This window comes from Candidatus Pelagibacter sp. (assembly GCF_052049975.1).
GTDB lineage: Bacteria > Pseudomonadota > Alphaproteobacteria > Pelagibacterales > Pelagibacteraceae > Pelagibacter.
This window is the reverse complement of record NZ_JBNGYZ010000001.1, coordinates 500,405-522,293: the sequence shown is the minus strand read 5'-3', so window position 1 is coordinate 522,293 and position 21,889 is coordinate 500,405. Positions and strand designations below refer to the sequence as shown.

Below are 21,889 nucleotides of genomic sequence, written 5' to 3'. Positions count from 1 at the left end.
AATCAAATGAATAAAATTTCAAAGTTAATTATTTCAATAATAATTATAATTTTCTATTTAATTAACTCACATGCAGAAGAAAATACTAAACTTAAAATAGGTTTACTTATACCAATCTCAGGGGAAAATTATGAGCTCGGACAATCAATAATCAAGGCTGTGAGGATGGCTATGAAAGATATAAATACCGACAAATTGGAGATAATAATTAAAGATACTAAATCTGATCCAGAAACTACTTTAAAATCTGCCAAAGAACTAAAGCTTGAAGAAATTAATTTAACAATTGGTCCTGTGTTTTTTGATAGCTTAAAATATCTTGATGAAATAGAAGATATGATATTTTTATCATTCACAAATCAAACAATTGATTTACCAAAAAATGTCATAAGTTCTGGTGTCAATTCAACATCTCAACTTAATGCAATAAAAAAATTTTTAAAAGATAATGAAATCGATGATAATATTTTTCTTATACCCAAATTGAGTTATGAGGAAGAATTAAAAAAAAGTATAAAAAAATCTAAAATTAAAATTTCTAAAACTCATTTCTATGAAAAAGAACCGACCAAACTTACAAATCAAATTGAAAAAATAACTAATTATAAAATTAGAAAACAAAATCTTGAGGATGAACTTTATAGATTAGAAAATTCCAATGAATTTAATAAAGAGAAAAAAATAGAACAATTAAAAATGAAATATACCTTAGGAGATGTTAAATTTAATTCTGTAATAATTGCTGACTTTGAAGAAAGTTTGAAAAGTGTAACTACTTCTTTACTTTACACAGATGTTTCTCCAAAAGATAAGTATTTCATAACTCTCAATCAATGGTTTGATAAAAGTTTAATTAATGAAAAAGATATTCAACCAATTTATTATCCATCAATAAATAGAGATAATTTTGAAAAATATAAGTTAAGATATCAATTAGATTTTGAAGAGGAACCTAATCATTTATCATTATTAAGTTATGATTTGGTGGGATTGGTTTATTATTTATCTTTTAAAAATAATTTTGATTTGTCTGATATCAATAAAATATTTAAAAGAAAAAATTCATTTAAAGGGAAAATAGGAATTTTTGATATCAAAAATAACGAAATAAATCATCGTTTAAATTTTTACAAAATAGAAAATAAACAACTCATAAAAATTTTTTAATTTTCTTAAAAGCATTAAACCTGTGATCCATTTTATATTTTTGAGATGGTTTCATTTCCCCAAATGTTATGTTCTTTCCGACTGGTATAAAAATAGGATCATAACCAAATCCATTTTTTCCCTTTGGTACAGATGATATAAAGCCTTCTACTTTGCCTTGAACACAAGCAATTTTTTTATTCAAATTACTTATTGAAAGTGCACAAATAAATCTTGCTTTTACTTTTTTATTTTTCCAATTTTTATCCACTTTACTTAATTCTCTATAAACCTTTTTAATTGCTTTATTAAAATCACCCATTTTTCCTCCCCATCTAGCAGAAAAAATACCAGGTCTTTTATTTAAAAGATCAACCTCTAGGCCTGAGTCGTCTGCCAAGCAAATGAGACCACTTTTTAATGAAAAATGTCTAGATTTGATCAATGAGTTTTCTTTAAATGTATTTCCGTCCTCTTTTGGACTATTTAGTTTAAAGTTTGAAGATGAATAGATATTTATATATTTTGGTAATAAACTCCTAATTTCCTTTAATTTTCCTTTATTATTAGTACCAATTAGAAGGTTTTTAATTTTTTTTTGAGACATCTAGAAATTTATAGATTTCTTACCATATATGTCTTCATGGAAAAAGGGCAAACCGATAGTCAAGAACAAAATCAAGAAGTTTCAAATACTGAAGAGAATACAGAACAAAAAGTAGGTTCACCTTCAGAAACATCTGAGGAAGTAAAAGAACTTTCTCCAGAAGATAAAATTACTGAACTTGAAGATAAATTGGCTAGAACTTTTGCTGAAATGGAAAATCAAAGAAGAAGGTTTGAAAAGGAAAAAGAAGATGCTTTTGAGTATGGGGGATCTTCATTTGCAAAAGAAGCTTTAAGTTTAATTGATAATCTTGAAAGATCTAAAGTAGTCCTGGAAAGTGACGATACTTTAAAAAACACAGAAGCATTAAAAAAAACCTTAGAGCACTTTGATATTATTAGTAAAGATTTAATTTCTATATTTAGCAAAAACAACATCAAACCAATAGAAAGTTTAAATAAAAAACTTGATCCAAACTTTCATCAAGCAATGATGGAAATAGAAGATGCAACTAAGGAACCTGGAACTATAATTCAAGAAATTCAAAAAGGTTTTACAATCAAAGATCGTCTATTAAGGCCTTCACTAGTTGGTGTAGCAAAAAAACCTTCAGAACCAGACAAAAAAGTTGAAGAAAATAAAGAGAATTCAGAGAAGAAATAATGCATGTGACAACTTGTAGATTAAAAATAAACACTTATATGACGAAGGAGAGATATTAATTATGAGTAAAATTATTGGAATAGATTTAGGAACTACCAATTCATGTGTTGCGATCATGGAAGGTAGTCAGGCAAAAGTTTTAGAAAATGCCGAAGGTGCAAGAACAACACCATCTGTTGTTGCATTTACTGATGAAAATGAAAAACTAATTGGTCAGCCAGCTAAAAGACAAGCAGTAACCAACCCCGAAAATACAATTTTTGCAGTAAAAAGATTGATTGGTAGAAATTTTGATGATCCAACTGTTAAAAAAGATGTAGAAGCTGCTCCTTTTAAAATTGTAAATTCTGAAAAAGGTGATGCATGGATTGAAGCAAAAGGAGAAAAATATTCTCCATCACAAATTTCAGCTTTCATTTTACAGAAAATGAAAGAAACTGCAGAAAAATATTTAGGTCAAGCTGTAACGAAGGCGGTAATTACTGTTCCAGCTTATTTTAATGATGCACAAAGACAAGCTACAAAAGATGCTGGTAAAATTGCTGGCCTTGAAGTTTTAAGAATTATAAACGAACCAACAGCTGCTTCGTTAGCATACGGTTTAGATAAAAAACAAAATAAAAAAATTGCCGTTTATGATTTAGGAGGTGGTACATTTGATGTATCTATTTTAGAATTAGGTGATGGTGTATTTGAAGTTAAGTCAACAAATGGAGATACTTTTTTAGGTGGAGAAGACTTTGATAATGCTGTTGTTGAATATTTGATTTCTGAATTTAAAAAAGATAACGGTATTGATTTAAAATCTGACAAACTAGCACTTCAAAGATTAAAAGAAGCTGCAGAAAAAGCCAAAATTGAATTATCATCAGCTGAACAAACTGATATTAATCTTCCATTTATCACAGCTGATAAAACTGGGCCGAAGCATATAAATTTAAAAATGACTAGAGCCAAGTTAGAAGCTTTAGTTGAAGATCTAATTGCTAAAACAATACCACCTTGTCAAACAGCGCTTAAAGATGCTGGAATTTCTGCAAGTGAAATTGATGAAGTTGTAATGGTAGGTGGAATGACAAGAATGCCTAAAGTAATTGATGAAGTGAATAACTTCTTTGGAAAGGACCCAAATAAAAGTGTTAACCCAGATGAGGTGGTTGCTATGGGAGCTGCTATACAAGCAGGAGTCTTACAAGGTGATGTAAAAGATGTACTATTATTAGATGTTACCCCTTTATCACTTGGTATTGAAACACTTGGTGGGGTATCAACAAAACTAATAGACAAAAACACAACTATTCCAACAAAAAAAAGTCAGGTTTTTTCAACTGCTGAAGACAATCAACCAGCAGTGTCGATAAGAGTTCTTCAAGGTGAAAGAGAAATGGCAACTGACAATAAATTATTAGGTAATTTTGAATTAGTTGGAATAGCTCCAGCTCCAAGAGGAGTTCCTCAAATTGAAGTTACTTTTGATATTGATGCAAATGGAATAGTTAATGTTTCTGCTAAAGACAAAGGAACTGGTAAAGAACAAAAAATTCAAATTCAAGCATCAGGAGGGTTAAGTGATGAAGAAATTGAAAAAATGGTTAAAGATGCAGAGGCCAATAAAGAAGCTGATAAAAAGAAAAGAGAGTCTGTTGATGTAAGAAACCAAGCAGATACACTTATTCACTCTACAGAGAAAAATCTTAAAGAACATGGATCTAAAATTTCTGATGCAGAGAAAAAAGCAATTGAGGAATCATCTGCAGCTGTAAAAGAGGCTCTTAAAGGTGATAATATTGAGGATATCAAGAAAAAAACAGAAGCTTTAGTTCAAGCATCTATGAAACTTGGTGAAGCAATCTATAAATCACAACAAAATACAAAACCAGAGTCTGGAAAAGATGATGGAAAAGACAACAAGGATAAAAAAGACGATAATGTTGTTGATGCTGACTTCGAAGAAGTAAAAGACGAGAATAAAGAAAAAAGCGCTTAGCAGACAACTAATTGTCTAGGTTAAATTGATGGCTAAAAGAGACTATTATGATGTCTTAGGCGTAAACAAAAGCGCGAGTCCCGAAGATATAAAATCAGCTTACCGTAAACTAGCGGTAAAATATCATCCAGATAAAAATCCTGGTGACAAAACTGCTGAAGATAAATTCAAGGAAGCAAGTGAAGCGTACGGAATTCTTTCAGACAAAAGTAAAAAAGAAAATTATGATAATTTTGGCCATGCTGCATTTGAAAATGGTGGTGGTGGTCAAGGTGGTTTTGGAGGTTTTGGTGGCTTTAATGGATCGGATTTCTCAGATATTTTTGAAGATTTTTTTGGTGACTTTGGAGGCGGTGGTAGGAGAAGTAACAGAAGAAGTTCAAGTAATAGAGGTTCAGACTTAAGATATGATTTGTCTATATCACTTGAGGAAGCATACACGGGCAAGAAGCAAAATATTCAATTTTCTACATCTGAAAAATGTAATACTTGTAAGGGCAATGGCTCCAAACCAGGTCATTCACCTGATAGATGTACCTATTGTGGTGGAAATGGGAGAGTAAGAACCAACCAAGGCTTTTTTACAGTTCAACAGACTTGTCCTCAGTGTGCAGGAAGCGGTGAAGAAATTACAAATCCATGTAATGATTGTAATGGTCAAGGAAATAAACAAACGTCTAAAAAATTAGCAGTTACAATTCCTCAAGGTGTTGATGATGGAACGCGAATTAGATTATCAGGTAAAGGTGAGGCGGGTACAAGAGGCGGTGCTAATGGTGATTTGTATTTATTCATTAATGTTAAATCTCACGAATTATTTAAAAGATCTGATGAAAACTTATTTTTTGAATGTCCTATTTCAATAGCTGATGCGGCTTTAGGAACTACGATTGAAATTCCAACAATTGATGGCGGAAAAGCAAAAATTAAAATTCCTGAAGGAACACAATCAGGTAAACAATTTAGATTAAGAGGCAAAGGTATGCCATATATGAGAGGTAGTGGAAATGGAGATTTATATGTACAAATTGAAACTGAAGTTCCTGTTTCTTTAAACAAGAAACAAAAAGAACTTTTAGAACAATTCAGAGAAATTGAAAACGAAAGATCTAATCCAGGTATTAAACAATTTTTTCAAATAGCAAAAGATTTTTGGAAAAACTAATCTTTGTAATAACTCAAAAGATATATATAAAATTCACTAATTATGAAAAATATAAACCTCACTATAACTGGTTGTATGGGCCGTATGGGCCAGCAATTAATTAAAACTGCAAAAAAAGAGAAAGGTTTTAAAATTCATAGTTTAACAGAATACAAAATTATTAATAAAAAGATTAGCAGTATTAAACCTCAGCTAAACACTGAAGAAGCTTTTAAAAAAACAGATGTAATAGTTGATTTTACAATTCCTAAATGTACTTTTGAAGTATTAAAAATAGCCACAAAATTAAAAAAAAGAATTGTTATAGGAACCACAGGTTTTACAGAAAAAGAGGAAAAAGTTATTAAATCTTATTCAAAAAAAATACCAATTCTAAAGGCTGGAAATATGAGCCTTGGTATAAATTTATTAATGTATTTAACTGAAATTGCATCAAAATCTCTTGGAGAAAAATACCTAAGTAAAGTTTTTGAAGTGCATCACAGGCACAAAAAAGATTACCCTTCAGGGACTGCATTAATGTTAGGTGATGGTATAGCTGTGGGTAAAAATAAAAACCTTTACAATTTAATTGGAAAAAAATTTTTAAATAAGAAAAATTTTCCATATGGAAACAAGATAAATTTCAATTCGATAAGAAAAGGAGAAATAATTGGAGAACATGAGGTTTCATTTTCTAGTGGAAAAGAAGTAATAAAACTAAATCACGAAGCTTTTGATAGAGCATTATATTCTGAAGGAGCATTATCAGCTGCAAGTTGGTTAATGAGAAAAAAACCCGGTTTATATTCAATGAGAGATCTAATGAATTTCAAATAATGAATGAAACTCAAAGAGCAAAAATAGTATTAAAAATACTTAATAAAAAATACCCTAAAATTGAAGTGCCCTTAAAAAGTAGAAATGTTTTTACTTTGCTTGTATCAGTTCTTTTATCTGCACAATGTACAGATGTGAATGTCAACAATGTAACTAAAAATATTTATCCAAAATATTATAAACCAGAACATTTCGTTAGACTTGGTAGAAAAAAAATAGAAACTTTAATAAAAAAAATTGGTATTTTTAGAATTAAAGCAAAGAGTATTTATAACTTATCTAAGATTTTAATTGAAAATCATAAAGGAAAAGTTCCCGAAACGTTTGAGGAATTAGAAAAACTTCCGGGTGTTGGTCATAAAACTGCTAGTGTTGTAATGTCTCAAGGATATGGTCATCCCGCATTTCCAGTGGACACACACATACATAGACTTGCTCAAAGATGGGGTCTAACTAATGGTAAAAATGTTGTTCAAACAGAAGAGGATTTAAAACGATTATTTCCAAAAAAAAATTGGAATAAACTTCATCTTCAAATCATTTATTATGGAAGAGAATATTGCAAAGCTAGAGATTGTTATGGAATAAGTTGTAAAATTTGTACTTCTTGTTATCCTAATAGAAAAAAACCATTTATAGCAAAAAAACCATAATGAAAATACTTGGAATCGGAAACGCAATTGTCGATGTTTTATGCAAAGTATCAGACGAATTTTTAATTCAAAATTCTTTAACCAAAAGTACTATGAAACTAGTTGATGAAGACGAATTCAAAAAACTATTATCATCATTAAAAATAGAGGAAACTATTTCTGGCGGATCTGTTGCTAATTCTGTAGTAGGTTTATCGCAATTAGGAAATAAAGTTGGTTTTATAGGTAAAATTAACAATGATGATTTGGGAGAAAAATACGAAGAAGGCCTTAAAAAAGAAAATGTTGAATACCTATATAAGAAAAAAGCAGAACCAATTCCTACTGGATCTTGTTTAATTTTAATAACTCCAGACTCTGAAAGAACCATGTGTACATATTTAGGAACTGCAGGAAAAATAAATGATAATGATGTAGATGATAAGAGAATTAAAAATGCAGAAATTATTTTTCTTGAAGGATATTTGTGGGATGAAGGTGATCCAAAAAAAGCTTTTGATAAGGCAATAAAATATTCAAATAAAGTTGCAATGTCCTTATCTGATCTGTTTTGTGTTGAAAGACACAAGCCCCATTTTTTAGATTTGGTTAAAAATAAATTAGATATTGTTTTCGCAAATGAGCAAGAAATATTATCTTTGACAGGCGTAAGCTCATTTAAAGAAATAATTTCTTTTAGCAAACAAATAAAAAAAAATATTATCATTACTAGAGGTGAAAAAGGAGCTGTCTCAATCAATGGGAATGAAGTTGTAGAATGTGAAGCTCACAAAAATTTAGAAATCAAAGACCTGACAGGTGCAGGAGATTTATTTGCAGCAGGTTATCTGCATGGAATAATAAATAAATTATCTACAAAAGAAAGTTTAGAAAAAGGAACTGAATTGTCATCTAAAATTATTCAGAAAATTGGTGCAAGGATTTAATTCTTTTTTCTTTTAAAACTTCCCTTACCTTTTTTTGGTTTCACTATTTTTGGTTTATATCTTTTATTTGATAAGTTTTTAGCAGCTAAATTTTTTTTCAATTTAAAAAATATCCTCTTTTATCATATTTGATAAATTCATTATCATTAAAAGTTTCTGAAAATTTTTTTCTCAATCTATAAATATGAGTCTCTACTGTGTGTGTTTCAAGCTCTGATATATGTTTCCAGACTTTTTTTTGTAAATCTTTTAAGCTTACAAATTTATTATTCATGATAAATAATATTATTTCAGTTTCTTTTTCGGTTAAATTTAATTCATTGTTGATATTTGTGATCTTTCTTGAATTTAAATTTAAATGATAATTTTTAATTTTTATATTTGACTGACTTGAGAATTTACTACTTAAAAATAAAATATTAATTTGTTCTAAGATCTTATCTATCTTTTCAGGAATGTTTAATAATTTACAATTATTTTGATTATTTTTTTTGTCAGAAACAATTATAAAATTATCAAAATTTGAAAGATAGGATTCATCTAATTTATCAATATTGCATTCGATAATTTTAAAATTTAAATTTTCCTTAATTTCATCTAAAATCTCAAATAAAATTGTGGATTTATAAATAATTAATTTTTTAACACTCATATAATGAATTTAATTTTAAAAAATAATAATACCCTCTTATTAGATGATTTTAAATTTAAATGTGTAATTGGAAAGAACGGTAAAAGTTTCAATAAAAAAGAAGGTGATCTCAAAACCCCTAAGGGAACTTTTTCATTGGGTCCATTATTTTATAGAAAAGACAAGATTACTAATCCTCGAACAAAACTATCTAAAATTCCAATTAAAAAAAATATGGGCTGGTGCGATGATGCTGATAATAAATTTTATAACAAACCAATATTAATTGATAAAAAAATAAGACATGAAAAAATGTTCCGAAATGATGATATTTACAATTTAGTAATTGTAATAAATTATAATACTAAAAATATCATTAAAAATAAAGGTAGTGCTATTTTTATACATTTAACAAATAATTATAAAAAAACTCGTGGATGCATTGCACTAAAAGAAAATGACATGTTGGTACTTTTAAAAATGATAAATAAAAACACTAAGATTAAAATTGTTTAGTTCTTTCTCCAAAAATTTTAGATCCAATTCTTACAAATGTTGATCCTTCTTCTATTGCCTCTATGTAATCAGAAGACATTCCCATGCTTAGTTCGTTTAAACTAAACTTTAAACTTAATTCTCTCATTTTTTTAAAATAAGTTTTGGAATTATTATCATTTGGTGGAATACACATTAATCCAATTACACTTAAGTTTAATCTTGAACATTCCTCAATCAATTCTTTAAGATTATTTTCAGCTACCCCAGATTTTTGCTCTTCTAAACCTATATTAACTTGAATGAATAATTTAATTTTTTTTTTTAATTTATTTTCTTCACTTGAAATTTTTCTTGCTAATTTAATACTATCAACAGTATGAATGTAATCAAAAATCTTTACTGCAAATTTAACTTTATTTGTCTGTAATTTACCAATTAAATGTAATTTGATAGAATCATTATTCTCTTTGATTTTAATCCATTTATCTAATGCTTCTTGAACTCTATTTTCACCAAAATGAATATGTCCAAATTCAACCAAAGGATTTATATCTTCAATATTAAATGTTTTGCTAACTGCAATTAGTGTTGGTTTTTTTGTTAGATTAAGATTTTTTTCTTTTGTATTTTTTATTTTTTTATTGATATCATTTAAGTTTATAATCGACTGATGCATATTAATTATGAAATTTATTATTTTGTTAATAAATTTAGCAAAAAAGAAATAGAAAAGTTACAAAAAAATATAATTGTAATTTATAGAAATTATAACAATTCGTACACAGAAAAAGATATTATAGAATACAGTAAATACTGCAAATCACTAAATATAAAATTTTTTTTGGCAAATAACGTAAAACTAGTAAACAAATTAAATTTAGATGGCATTTACATACCCTCATTTAACAAAAATCTGAACTGTAATATTTTAAGGCATAAAAAAATTTCTATAGTAGGATCTGCTCATAATTTGAGAGAAATAAACATAAAAAAGAAACAAAACGTGGACAAGATAGTTATCTCTCCGGTATTTAAAAATACAGAAAAAAATAAAAAACTTTCAATCAGTCAATTTAATATTTTAACAATGAACAATACTAAAAAGAAATACATAGCACTCGGTGGCATTAATCATTTCAATATAAAAAAATTAAAAATGTTAAATTGTATTGGTTTTGCCTCAATTTCATATATTAGAGATAATTTATAGATGATAGATAAAAATCAGTTTGAAGTATTTAAAACTAAAGTAGATGTATTATTAAAACATTATAATGCAGGCAATTATATTCATGTTTTACAAGAAACCGAACGATTAAACAAAAAATACCCTCAAAACTCTTTCTTATTTAATCTTTCAGGTTCTTGTCTTCAAAAAATAGGAAAATTGGAAGATTCAAAAAAATTTTTCAACTTTGCAATAAAAATAGAAAAGAATAATTTGGCCGCTTTAAATAATTTGGGAAATTCTCATAAGCTATTATACGAATTTGATGAAGCTGAAGATTGTTTTAAAAAGGTATTAAATAAAAATCCAAATCACATACAAAGTACAATAAACTTGGGTAGTCTTTATTATGAGTTAAATAAACTTAACGAAGCAATAAAGTTATTCGATAAAGCTTTAGAATTAGATAATAACTTAATTTTAGCACATTATAATGCTGGTCTCACTCATCAAAGCCTGGGTAATACCGAAAAGGCTATGTTCCACTATAATAAAATCTTAAATTTAAATCCTAAAATGACCATAGCAGACAGACAAATGAATAGGATGATAAAATATACCGATGAAAATGATCACTTTAAAAATATGAGAGAAAGATTAGATAATTTAGATCTTAATCAAAATCAGAAAATTGATATTAATTTTGCTTTAGGTAAAGCTTATGAAGATTTGAAAGATTATAAAAATTCCTATTTACATTTAAAAAATGGAAACGACTTGAGATATAAATTAGTAAAAGAATACTCAATGAAAGATATTAATTTATCACATGATCTAATAAAAAAATTAGAAAACACAAAGTTACCTTTAAATAAAATATCTAACAATGATAACAAAATGATATTTATTATTGGTTTACCAAGATCTGGGACAAGCTTAGTTGAACAAATTCTTGCATCACATTCAAAAGTTTATGGTGGTGGAGAATTAACTATTTTAGAACTTTTAATAAAAAAAAATTTAACAAGAGAAAATAAATTTGAAAAAGATAAATTAGAGAATATTGATAATTTAAAAACTATTAACAGTGTGTTCCATAAACATATTAAAAGATTTTATAATGGAGATAAGTCAATATTTACAGATAAAACTCCTCAAAACTTTATGTGGATTGGAATAATTAAATCAGTATTTCCAAATGCTAAATTTATTCATTGTGAAAGAAATCCAAGAGATAACTGCTTGTCAATTTATAAAAACCTTTTCGATGGCGATATAAATTGGAGCTATAACACTGATACAATAGTTCAATATTACAAACATTATAAAAAGGTTATGTCATATTGGAATAAAGATTATGCTTCATCAATTTATACAGTTAAGTATGAAAATTTAATCAGTAATTCAGAAACAAAAATAAAAGAATTATTAGATTTTTGTGATGTTGATTTTGAACAAAATTGCATTGAATTTTATAACAATAAACGACCAATCAAAACTGTTAGTATAAATCAAGCAAGACAACCTATATATAAAAGCTCTATAAATAATAATCAAAATTTTGAAAAATATTTAAATAATTTTTTCAATCAGCTCAAATAAAAAAAAACGGCCCCATTTAGGGGCCGTTTCTATAAATATTAAATTCTAATTAAATTAGAATGATAATACTAAACTGATTTCAGTGTGCTCTTGCTCAGCAGCTGATGTGAAATTATCATTATCAGATACAGAGTTTAAGATTCTAACTGATGCTGCACCCATTGTGTAAGTAGCATTTAAACCAGTTACTTCTTCATCTACAGTTGTTGTAGTTGAACCGATAGCATCTCTTTCAGCTGTTTGCTCACCGTAAGAAACAGCAAAGTTTTCATTTACGTTGAAAGCAATAGAGTATGCACTTACTTTAGTCGACGCTGTCGCTGCAGTACCATCATTTTTCTGACCTTGTCTGTAACCTATAGATACGTTACCTAATGAGTAGTTAACGTTACCAGAAACATATTTAGTGTCAGCATCTAAAGTTGATGTTGTGTTCTGAGTAGACTCAGATGCACCAGCACCAATTGTTAAACCGTCAACACCTAATAAAGCTCCCATATCTACTGAAGCGTAGTATGAAGTAGATGAACCAGTTACACCAGCGCCTGAAGCTGAGCTTTCAGATTGGTTAGCTGTAGCACCATCTTTTTGGTAACCAGCTGAGAAAGATACTGGACCAATAGTGTTAGCATAACCTAATGTGTTGTTACTGTTTGCACCAGAGATGTATGAAGATGAAGTACCTGTCCAAATTTCTTCGTATGCAGTTGGAAGGATATCATCGTTAGCACCTAGACCAACTAATCCACCACCATTTGAATCGAAAGATACTGTACCCATATCACCCATATCTAATGTAGAGTATGAAGTAGCGTTTGATGAACCATCATCATTTAACGTTCTTACTACTGTTAATTCACCAAATCCTACGTCTCCAGAACCTGTGAATGAGATAGCTTGTTGTGCACCATACGGGTTACCAGTAAGATTGTTACCAGAACCTGTAGATCCATCTTTGTTTGTGTATGTGAATTCAGCAGAACCACTTACAGCAAGTTCACCAGCATTTGCAGATACAGCTACTAAAGAGCCAGCTAATGCAGATAAACCGATTTTTTTTAAATTGTTCATAATTTATCCTTTTTGTTAAATTGTTTAAACAACGCAGACGTTGTAGCAAAAAAGCCTTTAATTTTGTCATATTATCAATTTTATCATCAAAAAAATTCAATTATGTTGTATTTTTGTCACTATTATTGTCAATATAATCAACATTTTTCTTTGATTTTATATTTTACAATGTATTTACATTTATTTTATATAAATTCATATATTCTTAAAATGTCTATAATTTTCAAACAATATCTTCATCTTTTATCAATTTTTATCTTAGTTATTTTTCTTTCTTCTTGTGGGATGTATAGAAGCGCTCCTGTTTCGGAAGTTCCTATCAACGAAAAAGAAAAAAGAAAAAAAAATATTGAAGAAGGAAGAGGTATAACTGTTTTTGGTGGAGAAAACAAAAATGGTGGTGGTAATTTTGTTTTTGCCTCATCTAATCCTATGTGGAGAGCAACTTTAGATATCTTAGATTTCACCCCTCTATCTAATGTTGATTATGGTGGGGGGATAATTATTACAGATTGGTATTCTGCTGAATCTAATTTGAATGAGTCTTTAAAAGTATCTGTACAATTTTTAGCAAATGAAATCAGAGCAGATGGAATAGAAATTAAAATATTTAAAAAAAAATGTAATCAGTCCCAGGCATGTAATGTAATTCCAGTTAACACTGATTTAAATCAAGAAATAAAACTTGCAATTTTAAAAAGAGCAGCAAAAATCCAAAAGGGTGATAGAAAAAAACAATTAGAAGAAAGTGGTAAAGATATTATTTTAATTGACCCAAACGATAAGAACGCGCTTTAATAATTTAAAAAGGCATTATTTGACTCGTTATAATTTTAAAATCATCGAAAATAAGTGGCAAAAAAAATGGGAGGATAGTGGTGTATTTAAAGTAAAAGTAGATCAATCCAAAAAGAAATTTTATTGCCTTGAAATGTTTCCTTATCCTTCTGGCAAAATACACATGGGCCATGTACGAAATTATACAATTGGAGATGTCCTTGCTAGATACAAAAGTATGCAAGGATTTAATGTACTTCACCCAATGGGTTGGGACTCATTTGGTATGCCAGCAGAAAACGCTGCTAGACAAAATAATTTAGACCCAAAAAAATGGACTGAAAAAAATATTGAAACTATGAAATCTCAATTAAAAAAATTAGGATTATCTATTGATTGGGATAGAGAAATTTCTACATGTAATTCTAACTACTACAAACACCAACAAAAAATTTTCTTAGATTTTTATGATAAAGGACTTGTTTATAGAAAAGAAAATTACGTTAATTGGGACCCTGTTGATAAAACTGTCTTAGCTAATGAACAAGTTGTTGATGGTAAGGGATGGAGATCAGGTGCTGCTGTTGAGAGAAAAAAACTAAATCAGTGGTTTTTTAATATTTCTAAATTTTCAAATGATCTTCTTGATGCTCTAGATACTCTCGATGGTTGGCCCGACAAAGTCAAAACAATGCAGAAAAATTGGATTGGTAAATCTTTTGGTTGTGAAATTGATTTTAAAATTAAAGGTAATCCAGAAATTAATAATATAAAATGTTACACTACTAGACCAGATACATTATTTGGATTTTCTTTTTTAGCAGTTTCAGCAGATCACCCAATTTCCAAATTTTATGAAGATGATAAGAAATTTATTGAATTCAAAGAACAATGTGCGCAAGTAGGAACCACAGAAGAATCTATAGCTCAAGCAGAAAAAATTGGTTTTAAAACTAATTTATTGGCAGTAAATCCTTTAGATAAAGCTGTAAAAGTACCAGTTTATTTTGCAAATTTTGTTTTAATGGATTATGGGTTTGGAGCAGTATTTGGTTGTCCAGCACACGATCAAAGAGACCTTGATTTTGCAAATAAATATAAAATAAATTTTAAAACGGTAGTAAAACCAGAGGATGAAGATGATACATTTTCTGTTGTATCTGAAGCTTATACTGGATCAGGAGTATTATTTAATTCAAATTTCTTAAATGGTTTAAAAGTACCAAACGAGTCCATTATAAAAACAATTGAAATAATTGAAGAAAAAAAATTAGGTAAAAGAAAAACCAACTTCAGACTAAAAGATTGGGGTATATCTAGACAACGTTATTGGGGATGTCCAATCCCAATAGCCTATGATCAAAAAGGCAATCCAACAAAAGTTCCTGAAGAAATGCTACCAGTAAAGTTGCCTGAAAATATTGAATTAAAAACTCAAGGCAATCCATTAGATTATCAAAATGATTGGAAAAAAATAAAAATTAACGGAGAAGAGTGTACTTTGGAAACTGACACATTAGATACATTTGTAGATTCCTCGTGGTACTACTTAAGATTCTGTTCACCAAAAAATACTAATCAAGAATTTACTGAAGAAGAAATTAAGTACTGGATGCCAGTTGATCAATACATAGGTGGTGTAGAGCACGCAATATTACACTTATTATACTCAAGATTTTTTCTAAGAGCTATTGACTATCAAAAAAATAATTTAAATTTTAATGAACCTTTTAAAGGACTTTTTACTCAAGGTATGGTTTGTCATGAAACTTATAAAGACAAAAATAACAACTGGCTAAGTCCTGAAGAAATTTTTACGGAAGATGGGAAAAACTTTTTCAAAAAAAATAACAAAAAAGAAAAAGTCATTGTAGGTCCATCAGAATCTATGTCAAAATCAAAAAAAAATACCATAGACCCAGAAAAAATAATTGAATTGTATGGAGCTGATGCCGTTAGATTTTTTATTTTATCTGACAGCCCACCAGAAAAAGATGTTCAATGGTCAGATGGTGGTATTTCAGCTGCATTTAAATTTATTCAAAAATTTTGGCTATTACATGATAAGGCAATTAATTTTTTAAAAAATGATAAAGTTTCAGATAAAGAAAATATGAACCTTAATGTTTTTACTAATAATTTAATTTTTAATGTTAATAATAATCTAGAAAAATTCTCATATAATAAGATTATAGCTAACTTTCATGAAACTTATAATTTTCTATCTAAATGTTGTGTAAATGATTTAAGTAAAAATTTTAAAGAAAATTATGCGAAAATTTTAAAACTTTTTTTTCCTGTCTTACCTCATTTAGCCTCAGAGTGTTTATCTCAATTAGATGAAAATAAAAAATTAATTTGGCCTTCTATAGACAATCAGTACTTAAAATCCGAAAAAATTAAAATAGTAATACAAATTAATGGTAAAAAAAGATCTATAATCGAGACTGAAGAAACTTTAACTGAAAAAGAAATTGTTGAAAAAGCAAAAACTCAGGATGATTTAGCAAATCACTTAAATAATAAAGATATTTTTAAAGTAATTTATGTTAAAAATAAAATTTTAAACTTAATAGTTAAATAATAAATGAAAAAACTAACCTTAATTTTAATTTTTATTTTTGTAACAAATTGTGGTTTTAGTCCAATATATCTTTCAAATGAAAATTCTATTTTTCAATCTATAAAAAAAATTGAATTAAAAGGTAGTCAAAAAATAGGTGAAAGAATAAAAAATAGTTTGAATATTAAAACTAATAATAAAAATAATTACTTAATCATTTTAGATAGTTTAATAGAAAAAACTTCTATATCAAAAAATAGCTCAAATATTACTACTGGTTTTATGATGGTTTTAAGCGTTAAAATTTCTATCTTAGATGATGATGAAATTATTTTAGATAGGAATTTTAAGAAAAATTTTACTTATAATAATAGAGATAATAAATTTGAGTTACTTAAATACGAAAGATCAATAGAAGAAAACTTAATAAGTGAAATATCAGATGAAATAATCCTATATCTGAGCCTAAATAATGATAATTAAAGAATTTCAAATCAATAAAAATATTATTGATAATTATAACTTTTATTTGTTTTATGGAATAAACGAAGGTCTAAAAGATGAAATCATTCAATCAAAGTTTAAAAATCAGAAAGATGCTAGCTTTAAAAGTATAAGTGAAGTTGATGTATTAAAAAATATTTCAGCTTTTTTTGATGAAATTACATCAAAATCATTTTTTGAAAATAAAAAAATAATCTTAATCAATAATGTAACAAATAAATTATTTAATATAATTGAGCAAATTATAGAAAAAAAAATTATTGATATTACTTTTATTTTAAATGCAGGTTTGCTTGATAAAAAAACAAAAATTAGAAATTTGTTTGAAACGAATAAAAACTTAGTTTGTACAGCATTTTACGAAGACAAAATAATAACTTTAGAAAATTTAGTTAAACAATTTTTCGCAACGAATAAAATAAAAACTTCTCAAGAAATAATAAACTTAATCATAAACAAGTCATCTGGAAATAGAAAAATGTTACAGAATGAATTAAAAAAAATTGAACCTTATTTAATCAATAAATCTGACATTAAATTAGATGAACTTAAAATACTTTTAAATTCTAATGAAGAATTAAATATATCAGATCTTGTAAATTATTGTTTACTAAAAAATGAGAGAAAAACGATTTTTTTATTGAATGAAAATAATTTTTACACAGAAGACATGATTATCATTGTTCGAACATTTCTTAGTAAAGTTAAAAAACTTTTGACAATTAGAAATAACGAAGATGATAATATTGAAAATTTAATTACTCACTTTAAACCACCAATTTTTTGGAAAGAGAAACCGGTCATAAAAGAGCAGCTCTCTAAATGGTCTAATAAATCATTATTTTATTTGCTAGAAAAAATTAATAAAACTGAATATCTAATTAAAGCTAATCAAAAAAATTCGAAAAATATACTTTTAAATTTTATTTTTGAAACTTTGAAAACTAATAATAGTTCTTCAAAATCTCGATAATTTTATTCAATTGATCGAGATCTTTATATTCAAACAATATCGTACCTTTGTTATTTTTTTTATTTTGAATTTTTACACTAAGACCAATCTTACTAATTAAGCCCTCTTCTAAATCTTTAATATTTGGATCTTTAATGTTTTTAATTTTTTTTGTTTTTTTAAAAATTTTTACAAAATTTTCTGCCTGCCTTACTGAAAGCTTTTTATTATAAATTTTATTAGCTATAAAACTTGCATTTTCTAAACCTACTAAAATTTTAGCATGACCTGCTGTAATTTTTCTCTCCTCTACTAAAGTAAGAATGTCATTTGGAAGACTTAATAATCTTAAACTATTAGTAATATAACTCCTACTCTTTCCAATAATTTTTGAAACTTTTTCATGATCATAAGAAAATTCATCTATCAATCTTTGATAACCTTTTGCCTCTTCTAATGGATTAAGATCATCTCTTTGAACATTTTCTACGATCGCAAATTCTAATGACTTAAGATCATCAACATCTGTTATAACAACAGGTACTTCATTTATTTCAGCTTTTTTAGCAGCTTGCCATCTTCTTTCCCCTGCTATTATTTCATATTTATCTGTAAAATTTTCAGATTTTCTTACAATTATTGGCTGCAATATTCCTCTCTCTTTTATAGAGTTTGATAAATCGTTCAACTTTTCTTCATCAAAGTATTTTCTAGGTTGAAACTTGCTTGGTACTAACGAATTAACAGAAATTTTATTTGTGCTGGAAGTATCCTTCTTACTTTCTCCTATCAGAGAGGACAATCCTCTACCCAACCCTTTTTTTATTTTATTCATTAAGCAACATTTTCCATATTGTTTTCTTGATCAAGAAATTCATCTGTAAAGTTATAATATGATTTACTTCCAGGACATGTTTTGTCATACATCAAAACTGGCACGCCATGTGATGGTGCTTCTGAAAGTCTTACATTTCTTGGTATCACAGTTTTATAAACTTTGTCTTGAAAATACTTTCTTGCTTCACTCTCGACCTCTGATGATAATTTATTACGCTTATCATACATGGTTAACAGGATACCTCTTATTTCTAAAGATTGATTTAAATTCGATTTAATTCTCTCGATAGTTTTAATTAACTGAGTAATTCCCTCTAATGCAAAAAACTCTGTTTGCAATGGTACCAAGAGAGAATGAGAGGCAACGAGCGCCATTACAGTCAAAAGACTTAAAGAAGGTGGGCAATCAATTAATATGTAGTCATAATTTTTGTCATTATTGCTAATAAAATAAGCTAATTTTTCCTTTAAAATAAAGGCTCTTCTTTGATCGTCTGCGGTCTCTATTTCAATACCCGAAAGGTCAACTGTGGAAGTAACTAAATCTAAATTAGTAAAATTTGTTTTTTTAATAACATTAACAAATTCTTTAGTACTGTTAAGAACGCCATATATTGAATTTTCAGTATCTTCTAAATTAGATAAACCAAGCCCAGTAGTAGCATTTCCTTGGGGATCCAAATCTACAACTAGCACTTTTTTATTTAGTTGTGAAAGTCCTGCAGCTAAATTAACTGCTGTAGTTGTTTTGCCCACACCACCCTTTTGATTAATGATTGAAATTATTTTCATATTCTTTGTGCTTTTTTTATATTTAAAATAAATGAGTCATTACTAGTAATGCTATCTTTTTTTACATAATCAATTTTCCATTTTTTTAATGTATCTTTTAAAATTTCTTTTCCTGATTTGCCCATAAAGAGAATTATATTTTTATAATTTTTATAATTTTTTTCGACTACATCTAAAATTATTGGCAACGGTTTAAATGCTCTCGAAGTAATAACAATTTCATTCAAATCTTTTTCCTCAAAAATATTTTTTTGTATAACTTCTGTATTTAAATTTAATTCTTTAGAGACCTTTTCTAAAAATTTACATTTTTTATAACTCTTCTCGTACATTTCTATTTTGGTTTTTTTTGAATGAATTTTTATAATAATTGCTAATACTATTGATGGGAAACCTGATCCTGAACCAAAATCAATTATTTTTTTTGTATTTAAATCAATAAAATCAGTTATTTGCATTGAATCAATTATATGTCTTTTTCTTATATATTCCTTATTTTCATTTTCTCTGCTAATCAAATTGATAACTTTATTCTCCTTTACCACAAGATCAATAAATTTTTCTAAATAAACACAAGTTTCACGTGAAACATTGTTAGGATACAAATCTATATAGGATTTTTGAATATTATTGTCCATTTAAGCAATATGCTTAATAGACTTTCTCTTAACATGAGACAACAAAATATAAGCTGCAGCAGGTGTAACGCCGTCGATCCTTAGCGCTTGGCCAAGAGTTTTTGGTTTAATATTCTTGAATTTCGATTTTACCTCGTTTGATAAGCCAGATAACAAATCGTAATCAATATTATCAGGAATTAAGAGATTTTCATCTCTTTTAAAAGCTAATATATCCGCATTTTGTTTCTTTAAATAACCTTTATAATGAGAGTTTATTTCTAATTGTTCATCAATTTCATTGCTAAAAAATGGTATTTCAGGCCATATTTTCCTTAGTTTAATAATATTAACAGTTTTTCTTGATAAAATTTCCTCAGCAGATCTTAATATTCCATCTTTTGCAATTTTTATTCCATGTTTTTCAGCTTTTGAAGGAGTTATTTTTAAAGATCTCATTAATTCGTAAGATTTTTGTAAATTTTTTATTTTCTCATTAAATTGATTTTTTCTATCTTCTTGGATAAGACCAATATCGACTCCTAACTGAGTGAGACGTATATCCGCATTATCTGCTCTTAATGTTAATCTATACTCCGCCCTTGATGTGAACATTCTATAAGGTTCAGCAACCCCTTTAGTAACCAAGTCATCAATCATAACTCCAATGTAAGCTTGAGATCGATCAAGTATGAAAGGTTCTTTTCCTTTTACAGATAGGGCAGAATTTATTCCTGCAACTAATCCTTGAGCAGCCGCTTCCTCATACCCTGTAGTACCATTAATTTGACCAGCTAGGTATAAATTTTTAATTTTCTTGGTCTCTAGAGTTAAAAACAGCTCCCGTGGGTCTACATAATCATATTCTATAGCATAACCAGGCCTTATTATTTTTACATTTTCTAAACCATTGATATTATTACAAATTTCTTGTTGAATATCTAAAGGAAGAGAGGTTGATATACCGTTTGGGTAAATTGTAAAATCATTTAATCCCTCAGGCTCTAAATATATTTGGTGTCTTGTTTTATCCGAAAATTTTACAATCTTGTCTTCCACAGAAGGACAGTATCTTGGACCAACACCTTGTATTGAACCAGAGTACATAGCACTTTTATCCAAATTCTTTTTTATAATTGAATGAACCTTCTCGTTTGTATAAGTAATGTGACAGCTAACTTGAGTGTTAATATTTTTTTTTGTTAAGAACGAAAAAAAATAAGGTTCATTATCTGCAAATTGTTCTTCTAAATTCTTAAAGTTAATTGTACGAGAATCGAGTCGGGGAGGAGTTCCAGTCTTCAATCTACCTAATTTAAATTTATATTTTTTTAATTGGTCGCTCAAACCAGCTGTAGGTTTTTCATCAAATCTTCCAGCAGGGATTTTGTTATCACCAATATGAATTAAACCGTTAAGAAAAGTTCCAGTTGTAAGAATTATTTTTGAACTTTTAACAATCGAACCAGATTTGGTATAAAAACCATTTATATTGTTTTTATGAAAAATAAATTCAATTACAGGATCAGAAAAAATCGTTAAATTACAGTAATTTACAAGTTTTTCTTGCATATATTTTTTATATAAAGACCTATCTGATTGTGTACGAGGGCCTCTAACAGCAGGACCTCTACTGCTATTTAACAATCTAAATTGGATACCTGATTTATCCGCGACATCACCCATTACTCCATCTAGAGCATCAATTTCTCTAACTAAATGTCCTTTGCCAAGACCTCCAATTGCCGGGTTACAAGACATTTCTCCTATGGTTTTAAAATCATGTGTAAATAACGCTGTACTAACCCCTAATCGCGCGGCTGCAGCTGCCGCTTCACAACCTGCATGTCCTCCACCTATTACAACAACATCAAATGATAAATTTTTATTCATTAGACTAAATTTATAGGT

23 protein-coding genes are annotated in these 21,889 nt (G+C 27.8%); 14 read left to right on the top strand and 9 right to left on the bottom strand.

Annotation, left to right across the window (positions count from 1 at the left end; translation table 11 throughout):
* Positions 1-6 precede the first annotated feature (6 nt).
* Positions 7-1,167, top strand: coding sequence for an ABC transporter substrate-binding protein (locus ACTT9U_RS02660; protein ID WP_440931647.1), 1,161 nt, complete (start codon positions 7-9; stop codon positions 1,165-1,167).
* Here ACTT9U_RS02660 and rdgB read toward each other — a convergent pair.
* On the bottom strand, positions 1,151-1,753 hold the full coding sequence (rdgB, locus tag ACTT9U_RS02655) for an RdgB/HAM1 family non-canonical purine NTP pyrophosphatase (RefSeq protein ID WP_440931646.1): 603 nt from the start codon (positions 1,751-1,753) through the stop codon (positions 1,151-1,153). The two genes, ACTT9U_RS02660 and rdgB, sit on opposite strands and share 17 nt — an antisense overlap.
* A 36-nt stretch (positions 1,754-1,789) precedes the next feature.
* Here rdgB and grpE point away from each other — a divergent pair, with 36 nt between their 5' ends.
* From grpE to ACTT9U_RS02625, 6 genes are all read left to right on the top strand, one after another.
* Positions 1,790-2,416, top strand: coding sequence for a nucleotide exchange factor GrpE (grpE, locus tag ACTT9U_RS02650; protein ID WP_440931645.1), 627 nt, complete (start codon positions 1,790-1,792; stop codon positions 2,414-2,416).
* Positions 2,417-2,477: 61 nt separating this feature from the next.
* Positions 2,478-4,403, top strand: a complete 1,926-nt coding sequence (dnaK, locus tag ACTT9U_RS02645) for a molecular chaperone DnaK (RefSeq protein WP_440931644.1) — start codon at positions 2,478-2,480, stop codon at positions 4,401-4,403.
* 28 nt (positions 4,404-4,431) lie between these two features.
* The gene (dnaJ, locus tag ACTT9U_RS02640; RefSeq protein WP_440931643.1) at positions 4,432-5,568 is read left to right on the top strand and encodes a molecular chaperone DnaJ; all 1,137 of its coding nucleotides are present in this window, start codon (positions 4,432-4,434) and stop codon (positions 5,566-5,568) included.
* A 42-nt stretch (positions 5,569-5,610) separates the two neighbouring features.
* Complete coding sequence (gene dapB / locus ACTT9U_RS02635) at positions 5,611-6,387, top strand: 4-hydroxy-tetrahydrodipicolinate reductase (RefSeq protein ID WP_440931642.1); 777 nt, start codon at positions 5,611-5,613, stop codon at positions 6,385-6,387.
* Positions 6,387-7,040 carry an endonuclease III gene (nth, locus tag ACTT9U_RS02630; protein ID WP_440931641.1) on the top strand — a complete coding sequence of 218 codons (654 nt, stop codon included), beginning with the start codon at positions 6,387-6,389 and terminating at the stop codon, positions 7,038-7,040. The genes dapB and nth overlap by 1 nt, the downstream gene beginning before the upstream one ends.
* Positions 7,040-7,966, top strand: coding sequence for an adenosine kinase (locus ACTT9U_RS02625; RefSeq protein WP_440931640.1), 927 nt, complete (start codon positions 7,040-7,042; stop codon positions 7,964-7,966). The genes nth and ACTT9U_RS02625 overlap by 1 nt, the downstream gene beginning before the upstream one ends.
* Here ACTT9U_RS02625 and arfA read toward each other — a convergent pair.
* Together arfA and ACTT9U_RS02615 are read right to left on the bottom strand one after the other, a co-directional pair.
* The gene (gene arfA, locus ACTT9U_RS02620; protein ID WP_440931639.1) at positions 7,963-8,067 is read right to left on the bottom strand and encodes an alternative ribosome rescue factor ArfA; all 105 of its coding nucleotides are present in this window, start codon (positions 8,065-8,067) and stop codon (positions 7,963-7,965) included. The two genes, ACTT9U_RS02625 and arfA, sit on opposite strands and share 4 nt — an antisense overlap.
* On the bottom strand, positions 8,064-8,618 hold the full coding sequence (locus ACTT9U_RS02615) for a winged helix-turn-helix domain-containing protein (RefSeq protein ID WP_440931638.1): 555 nt from the start codon (positions 8,616-8,618) through the stop codon (positions 8,064-8,066). Before ACTT9U_RS02615 ends, arfA begins: the two co-directional genes overlap by 4 nt.
* 3 nt (positions 8,619-8,621) lie before the next feature.
* Here ACTT9U_RS02615 and ACTT9U_RS02610 point away from each other — a divergent pair, with 3 nt between their 5' ends.
* Entirely contained in the window at positions 8,622-9,113 is a 492-nt protein-coding gene (locus tag ACTT9U_RS02610; RefSeq protein ID WP_440931637.1) for a L,D-transpeptidase family protein, read from the top strand.
* Here ACTT9U_RS02610 and ACTT9U_RS02605 read toward each other — a convergent pair.
* Positions 9,100-9,771: a YggS family pyridoxal phosphate-dependent enzyme gene (locus ACTT9U_RS02605; RefSeq protein WP_440931636.1), complete on the bottom strand. Its 672-nt coding sequence runs from the start codon at positions 9,769-9,771 to the stop codon at positions 9,100-9,102. The genes ACTT9U_RS02610 and ACTT9U_RS02605 overlap by 14 nt on opposite strands.
* Between ACTT9U_RS02605 and ACTT9U_RS02600 the strand changes: the two genes are divergently transcribed.
* On the top strand, positions 9,766-10,305 hold the full coding sequence (locus ACTT9U_RS02600; protein ID WP_440931635.1) for a thiamine phosphate synthase: 540 nt from the start codon (positions 9,766-9,768) through the stop codon (positions 10,303-10,305). The genes ACTT9U_RS02605 and ACTT9U_RS02600 overlap by 6 nt on opposite strands.
* Positions 10,306-11,865, top strand: a complete 1,560-nt coding sequence (locus ACTT9U_RS02595) for a tetratricopeptide repeat-containing sulfotransferase family protein (RefSeq protein ID WP_440931634.1) — start codon at positions 10,306-10,308, stop codon at positions 11,863-11,865.
* Positions 11,866-11,919: 54 nt separating this feature from the next.
* Here the strand turns inward: ACTT9U_RS02595 and ACTT9U_RS02590 are convergent, their stop codons facing one another.
* Positions 11,920-12,936: a hypothetical protein gene (locus ACTT9U_RS02590; protein ID WP_440931633.1), complete on the bottom strand. Its 1,017-nt coding sequence runs from the start codon at positions 12,934-12,936 to the stop codon at positions 11,920-11,922.
* Between the two features lie 210 nt (positions 12,937-13,146).
* On the opposite strand from ACTT9U_RS02590, the gene ACTT9U_RS02585 reads away from it, so the two are divergent.
* The 4 genes from ACTT9U_RS02585 to holA are packed head-to-tail and all read left to right on the top strand — an operon-like array spanning position 13,147 to position 17,753.
* Positions 13,147-13,734, top strand: a complete 588-nt coding sequence (locus ACTT9U_RS02585; RefSeq protein ID WP_440931632.1) for a DUF3576 domain-containing protein — start codon at positions 13,147-13,149, stop codon at positions 13,732-13,734.
* A gap of 19 nt (positions 13,735-13,753) precedes the next feature.
* Complete coding sequence (leuS, locus tag ACTT9U_RS02580; protein ID WP_440931631.1) at positions 13,754-16,297, top strand: leucine--tRNA ligase; 2,544 nt, start codon at positions 13,754-13,756, stop codon at positions 16,295-16,297.
* 3 nt (positions 16,298-16,300) lie between these two features.
* Entirely contained in the window at positions 16,301-16,759 is a 459-nt protein-coding gene (locus ACTT9U_RS02575) for a hypothetical protein (protein WP_440931630.1), read from the top strand.
* Positions 16,749-17,753, top strand: a complete 1,005-nt coding sequence (gene holA, locus ACTT9U_RS02570; RefSeq protein WP_440931629.1) for a DNA polymerase III subunit delta — start codon at positions 16,749-16,751, stop codon at positions 17,751-17,753. The genes ACTT9U_RS02575 and holA overlap by 11 nt, the downstream gene beginning before the upstream one ends.
* Here the strand turns inward: holA and ACTT9U_RS02565 are convergent.
* Genes ACTT9U_RS02565 through mnmG form a run of 4 tightly spaced genes read right to left on the bottom strand, consistent with a single transcriptional unit; the run spans position 17,725 to position 21,871 of the window.
* Positions 17,725-18,567: a ParB/RepB/Spo0J family partition protein gene (locus tag ACTT9U_RS02565; protein ID WP_440931628.1), complete on the bottom strand. Its 843-nt coding sequence runs from the start codon at positions 18,565-18,567 to the stop codon at positions 17,725-17,727. The two genes, holA and ACTT9U_RS02565, sit on opposite strands and share 29 nt — an antisense overlap.
* The gene (locus tag ACTT9U_RS02560; RefSeq protein WP_440931627.1) at positions 18,567-19,361 is read right to left on the bottom strand and encodes a ParA family protein; all 795 of its coding nucleotides are present in this window, start codon (positions 19,359-19,361) and stop codon (positions 18,567-18,569) included. Before ACTT9U_RS02560 ends, ACTT9U_RS02565 begins: the two co-directional genes overlap by 1 nt.
* Positions 19,358-19,999, bottom strand: a complete 642-nt coding sequence (gene rsmG, locus ACTT9U_RS02555; protein ID WP_440931626.1) for a 16S rRNA (guanine(527)-N(7))-methyltransferase RsmG — start codon at positions 19,997-19,999, stop codon at positions 19,358-19,360. Before rsmG ends, ACTT9U_RS02560 begins: the two co-directional genes overlap by 4 nt.
* Positions 20,000-21,871 (bottom strand): tRNA uridine-5-carboxymethylaminomethyl(34) synthesis enzyme MnmG, encoded by a 1,872-nt coding sequence (gene mnmG / locus ACTT9U_RS02550; RefSeq protein ID WP_440931625.1) that lies wholly within the window; start codon positions 21,869-21,871, stop codon positions 20,000-20,002. It lies immediately after the preceding gene.
* Positions 21,872-21,889 lie beyond the last annotated feature (18 nt).

Excerpts from the sequence above, each read along its gene's own strand:
- ACTT9U_RS02660 (WP_440931647.1), top strand. The coding sequence starts at position 7 with ATGAATAAAATTTCAAAGTTAATTATTTCAATAATAATTATAATTTTC.
- rdgB (WP_440931646.1), bottom strand. The coding sequence starts at position 1,753 with ATGTCTCAAAAAAAAATTAAAAACCTTCTAATTGGTACTAATAATAAA.
- grpE (WP_440931645.1), top strand. The coding sequence starts at position 1,790 with ATGGAAAAAGGGCAAACCGATAGTCAAGAACAAAATCAAGAAGTTTCA.
- dnaK (WP_440931644.1), top strand. The coding sequence starts at position 2,478 with ATGAGTAAAATTATTGGAATAGATTTAGGAACTACCAATTCATGTGTT.
- dnaJ (WP_440931643.1), top strand. The coding sequence starts at position 4,432 with ATGGCTAAAAGAGACTATTATGATGTCTTAGGCGTAAACAAAAGCGCG.
- dapB (WP_440931642.1), top strand. The coding sequence starts at position 5,611 with ATGAAAAATATAAACCTCACTATAACTGGTTGTATGGGCCGTATGGGC.
- nth (WP_440931641.1), top strand. The coding sequence starts at position 6,387 with ATGAATGAAACTCAAAGAGCAAAAATAGTATTAAAAATACTTAATAAA.
- ACTT9U_RS02625 (WP_440931640.1), top strand. The coding sequence starts at position 7,040 with ATGAAAATACTTGGAATCGGAAACGCAATTGTCGATGTTTTATGCAAA.
- ACTT9U_RS02615 (WP_440931638.1), bottom strand. The coding sequence starts at position 8,618 with ATGAGTGTTAAAAAATTAATTATTTATAAATCCACAATTTTATTTGAG.
- ACTT9U_RS02610 (WP_440931637.1), top strand. The coding sequence starts at position 8,622 with ATGAATTTAATTTTAAAAAATAATAATACCCTCTTATTAGATGATTTT.
- ACTT9U_RS02600 (WP_440931635.1), top strand. The coding sequence starts at position 9,766 with ATGCATATTAATTATGAAATTTATTATTTTGTTAATAAATTTAGCAAA.
- ACTT9U_RS02605 (WP_440931636.1), bottom strand. The coding sequence starts at position 9,771 with ATGCATCAGTCGATTATAAACTTAAATGATATCAATAAAAAAATAAAA.
- ACTT9U_RS02595 (WP_440931634.1), top strand. The coding sequence starts at position 10,306 with ATGATAGATAAAAATCAGTTTGAAGTATTTAAAACTAAAGTAGATGTA.
- ACTT9U_RS02590 (WP_440931633.1), bottom strand. The coding sequence starts at position 12,936 with ATGAACAATTTAAAAAAAATCGGTTTATCTGCATTAGCTGGCTCTTTA.
- ACTT9U_RS02585 (WP_440931632.1), top strand. The coding sequence starts at position 13,147 with ATGTCTATAATTTTCAAACAATATCTTCATCTTTTATCAATTTTTATC.
- ACTT9U_RS02575 (WP_440931630.1), top strand. The coding sequence starts at position 16,301 with ATGAAAAAACTAACCTTAATTTTAATTTTTATTTTTGTAACAAATTGT.
- holA (WP_440931629.1), top strand. The coding sequence starts at position 16,749 with ATGATAATTAAAGAATTTCAAATCAATAAAAATATTATTGATAATTAT.
- ACTT9U_RS02565 (WP_440931628.1), bottom strand. The coding sequence starts at position 18,567 with ATGAATAAAATAAAAAAAGGGTTGGGTAGAGGATTGTCCTCTCTGATA.
- ACTT9U_RS02560 (WP_440931627.1), bottom strand. The coding sequence starts at position 19,361 with ATGAAAATAATTTCAATCATTAATCAAAAGGGTGGTGTGGGCAAAACA.
- rsmG (WP_440931626.1), bottom strand. The coding sequence starts at position 19,999 with ATGGACAATAATATTCAAAAATCCTATATAGATTTGTATCCTAACAAT.
- mnmG (WP_440931625.1), bottom strand. The coding sequence starts at position 21,871 with ATGAATAAAAATTTATCATTTGATGTTGTTGTAATAGGTGGAGGACAT.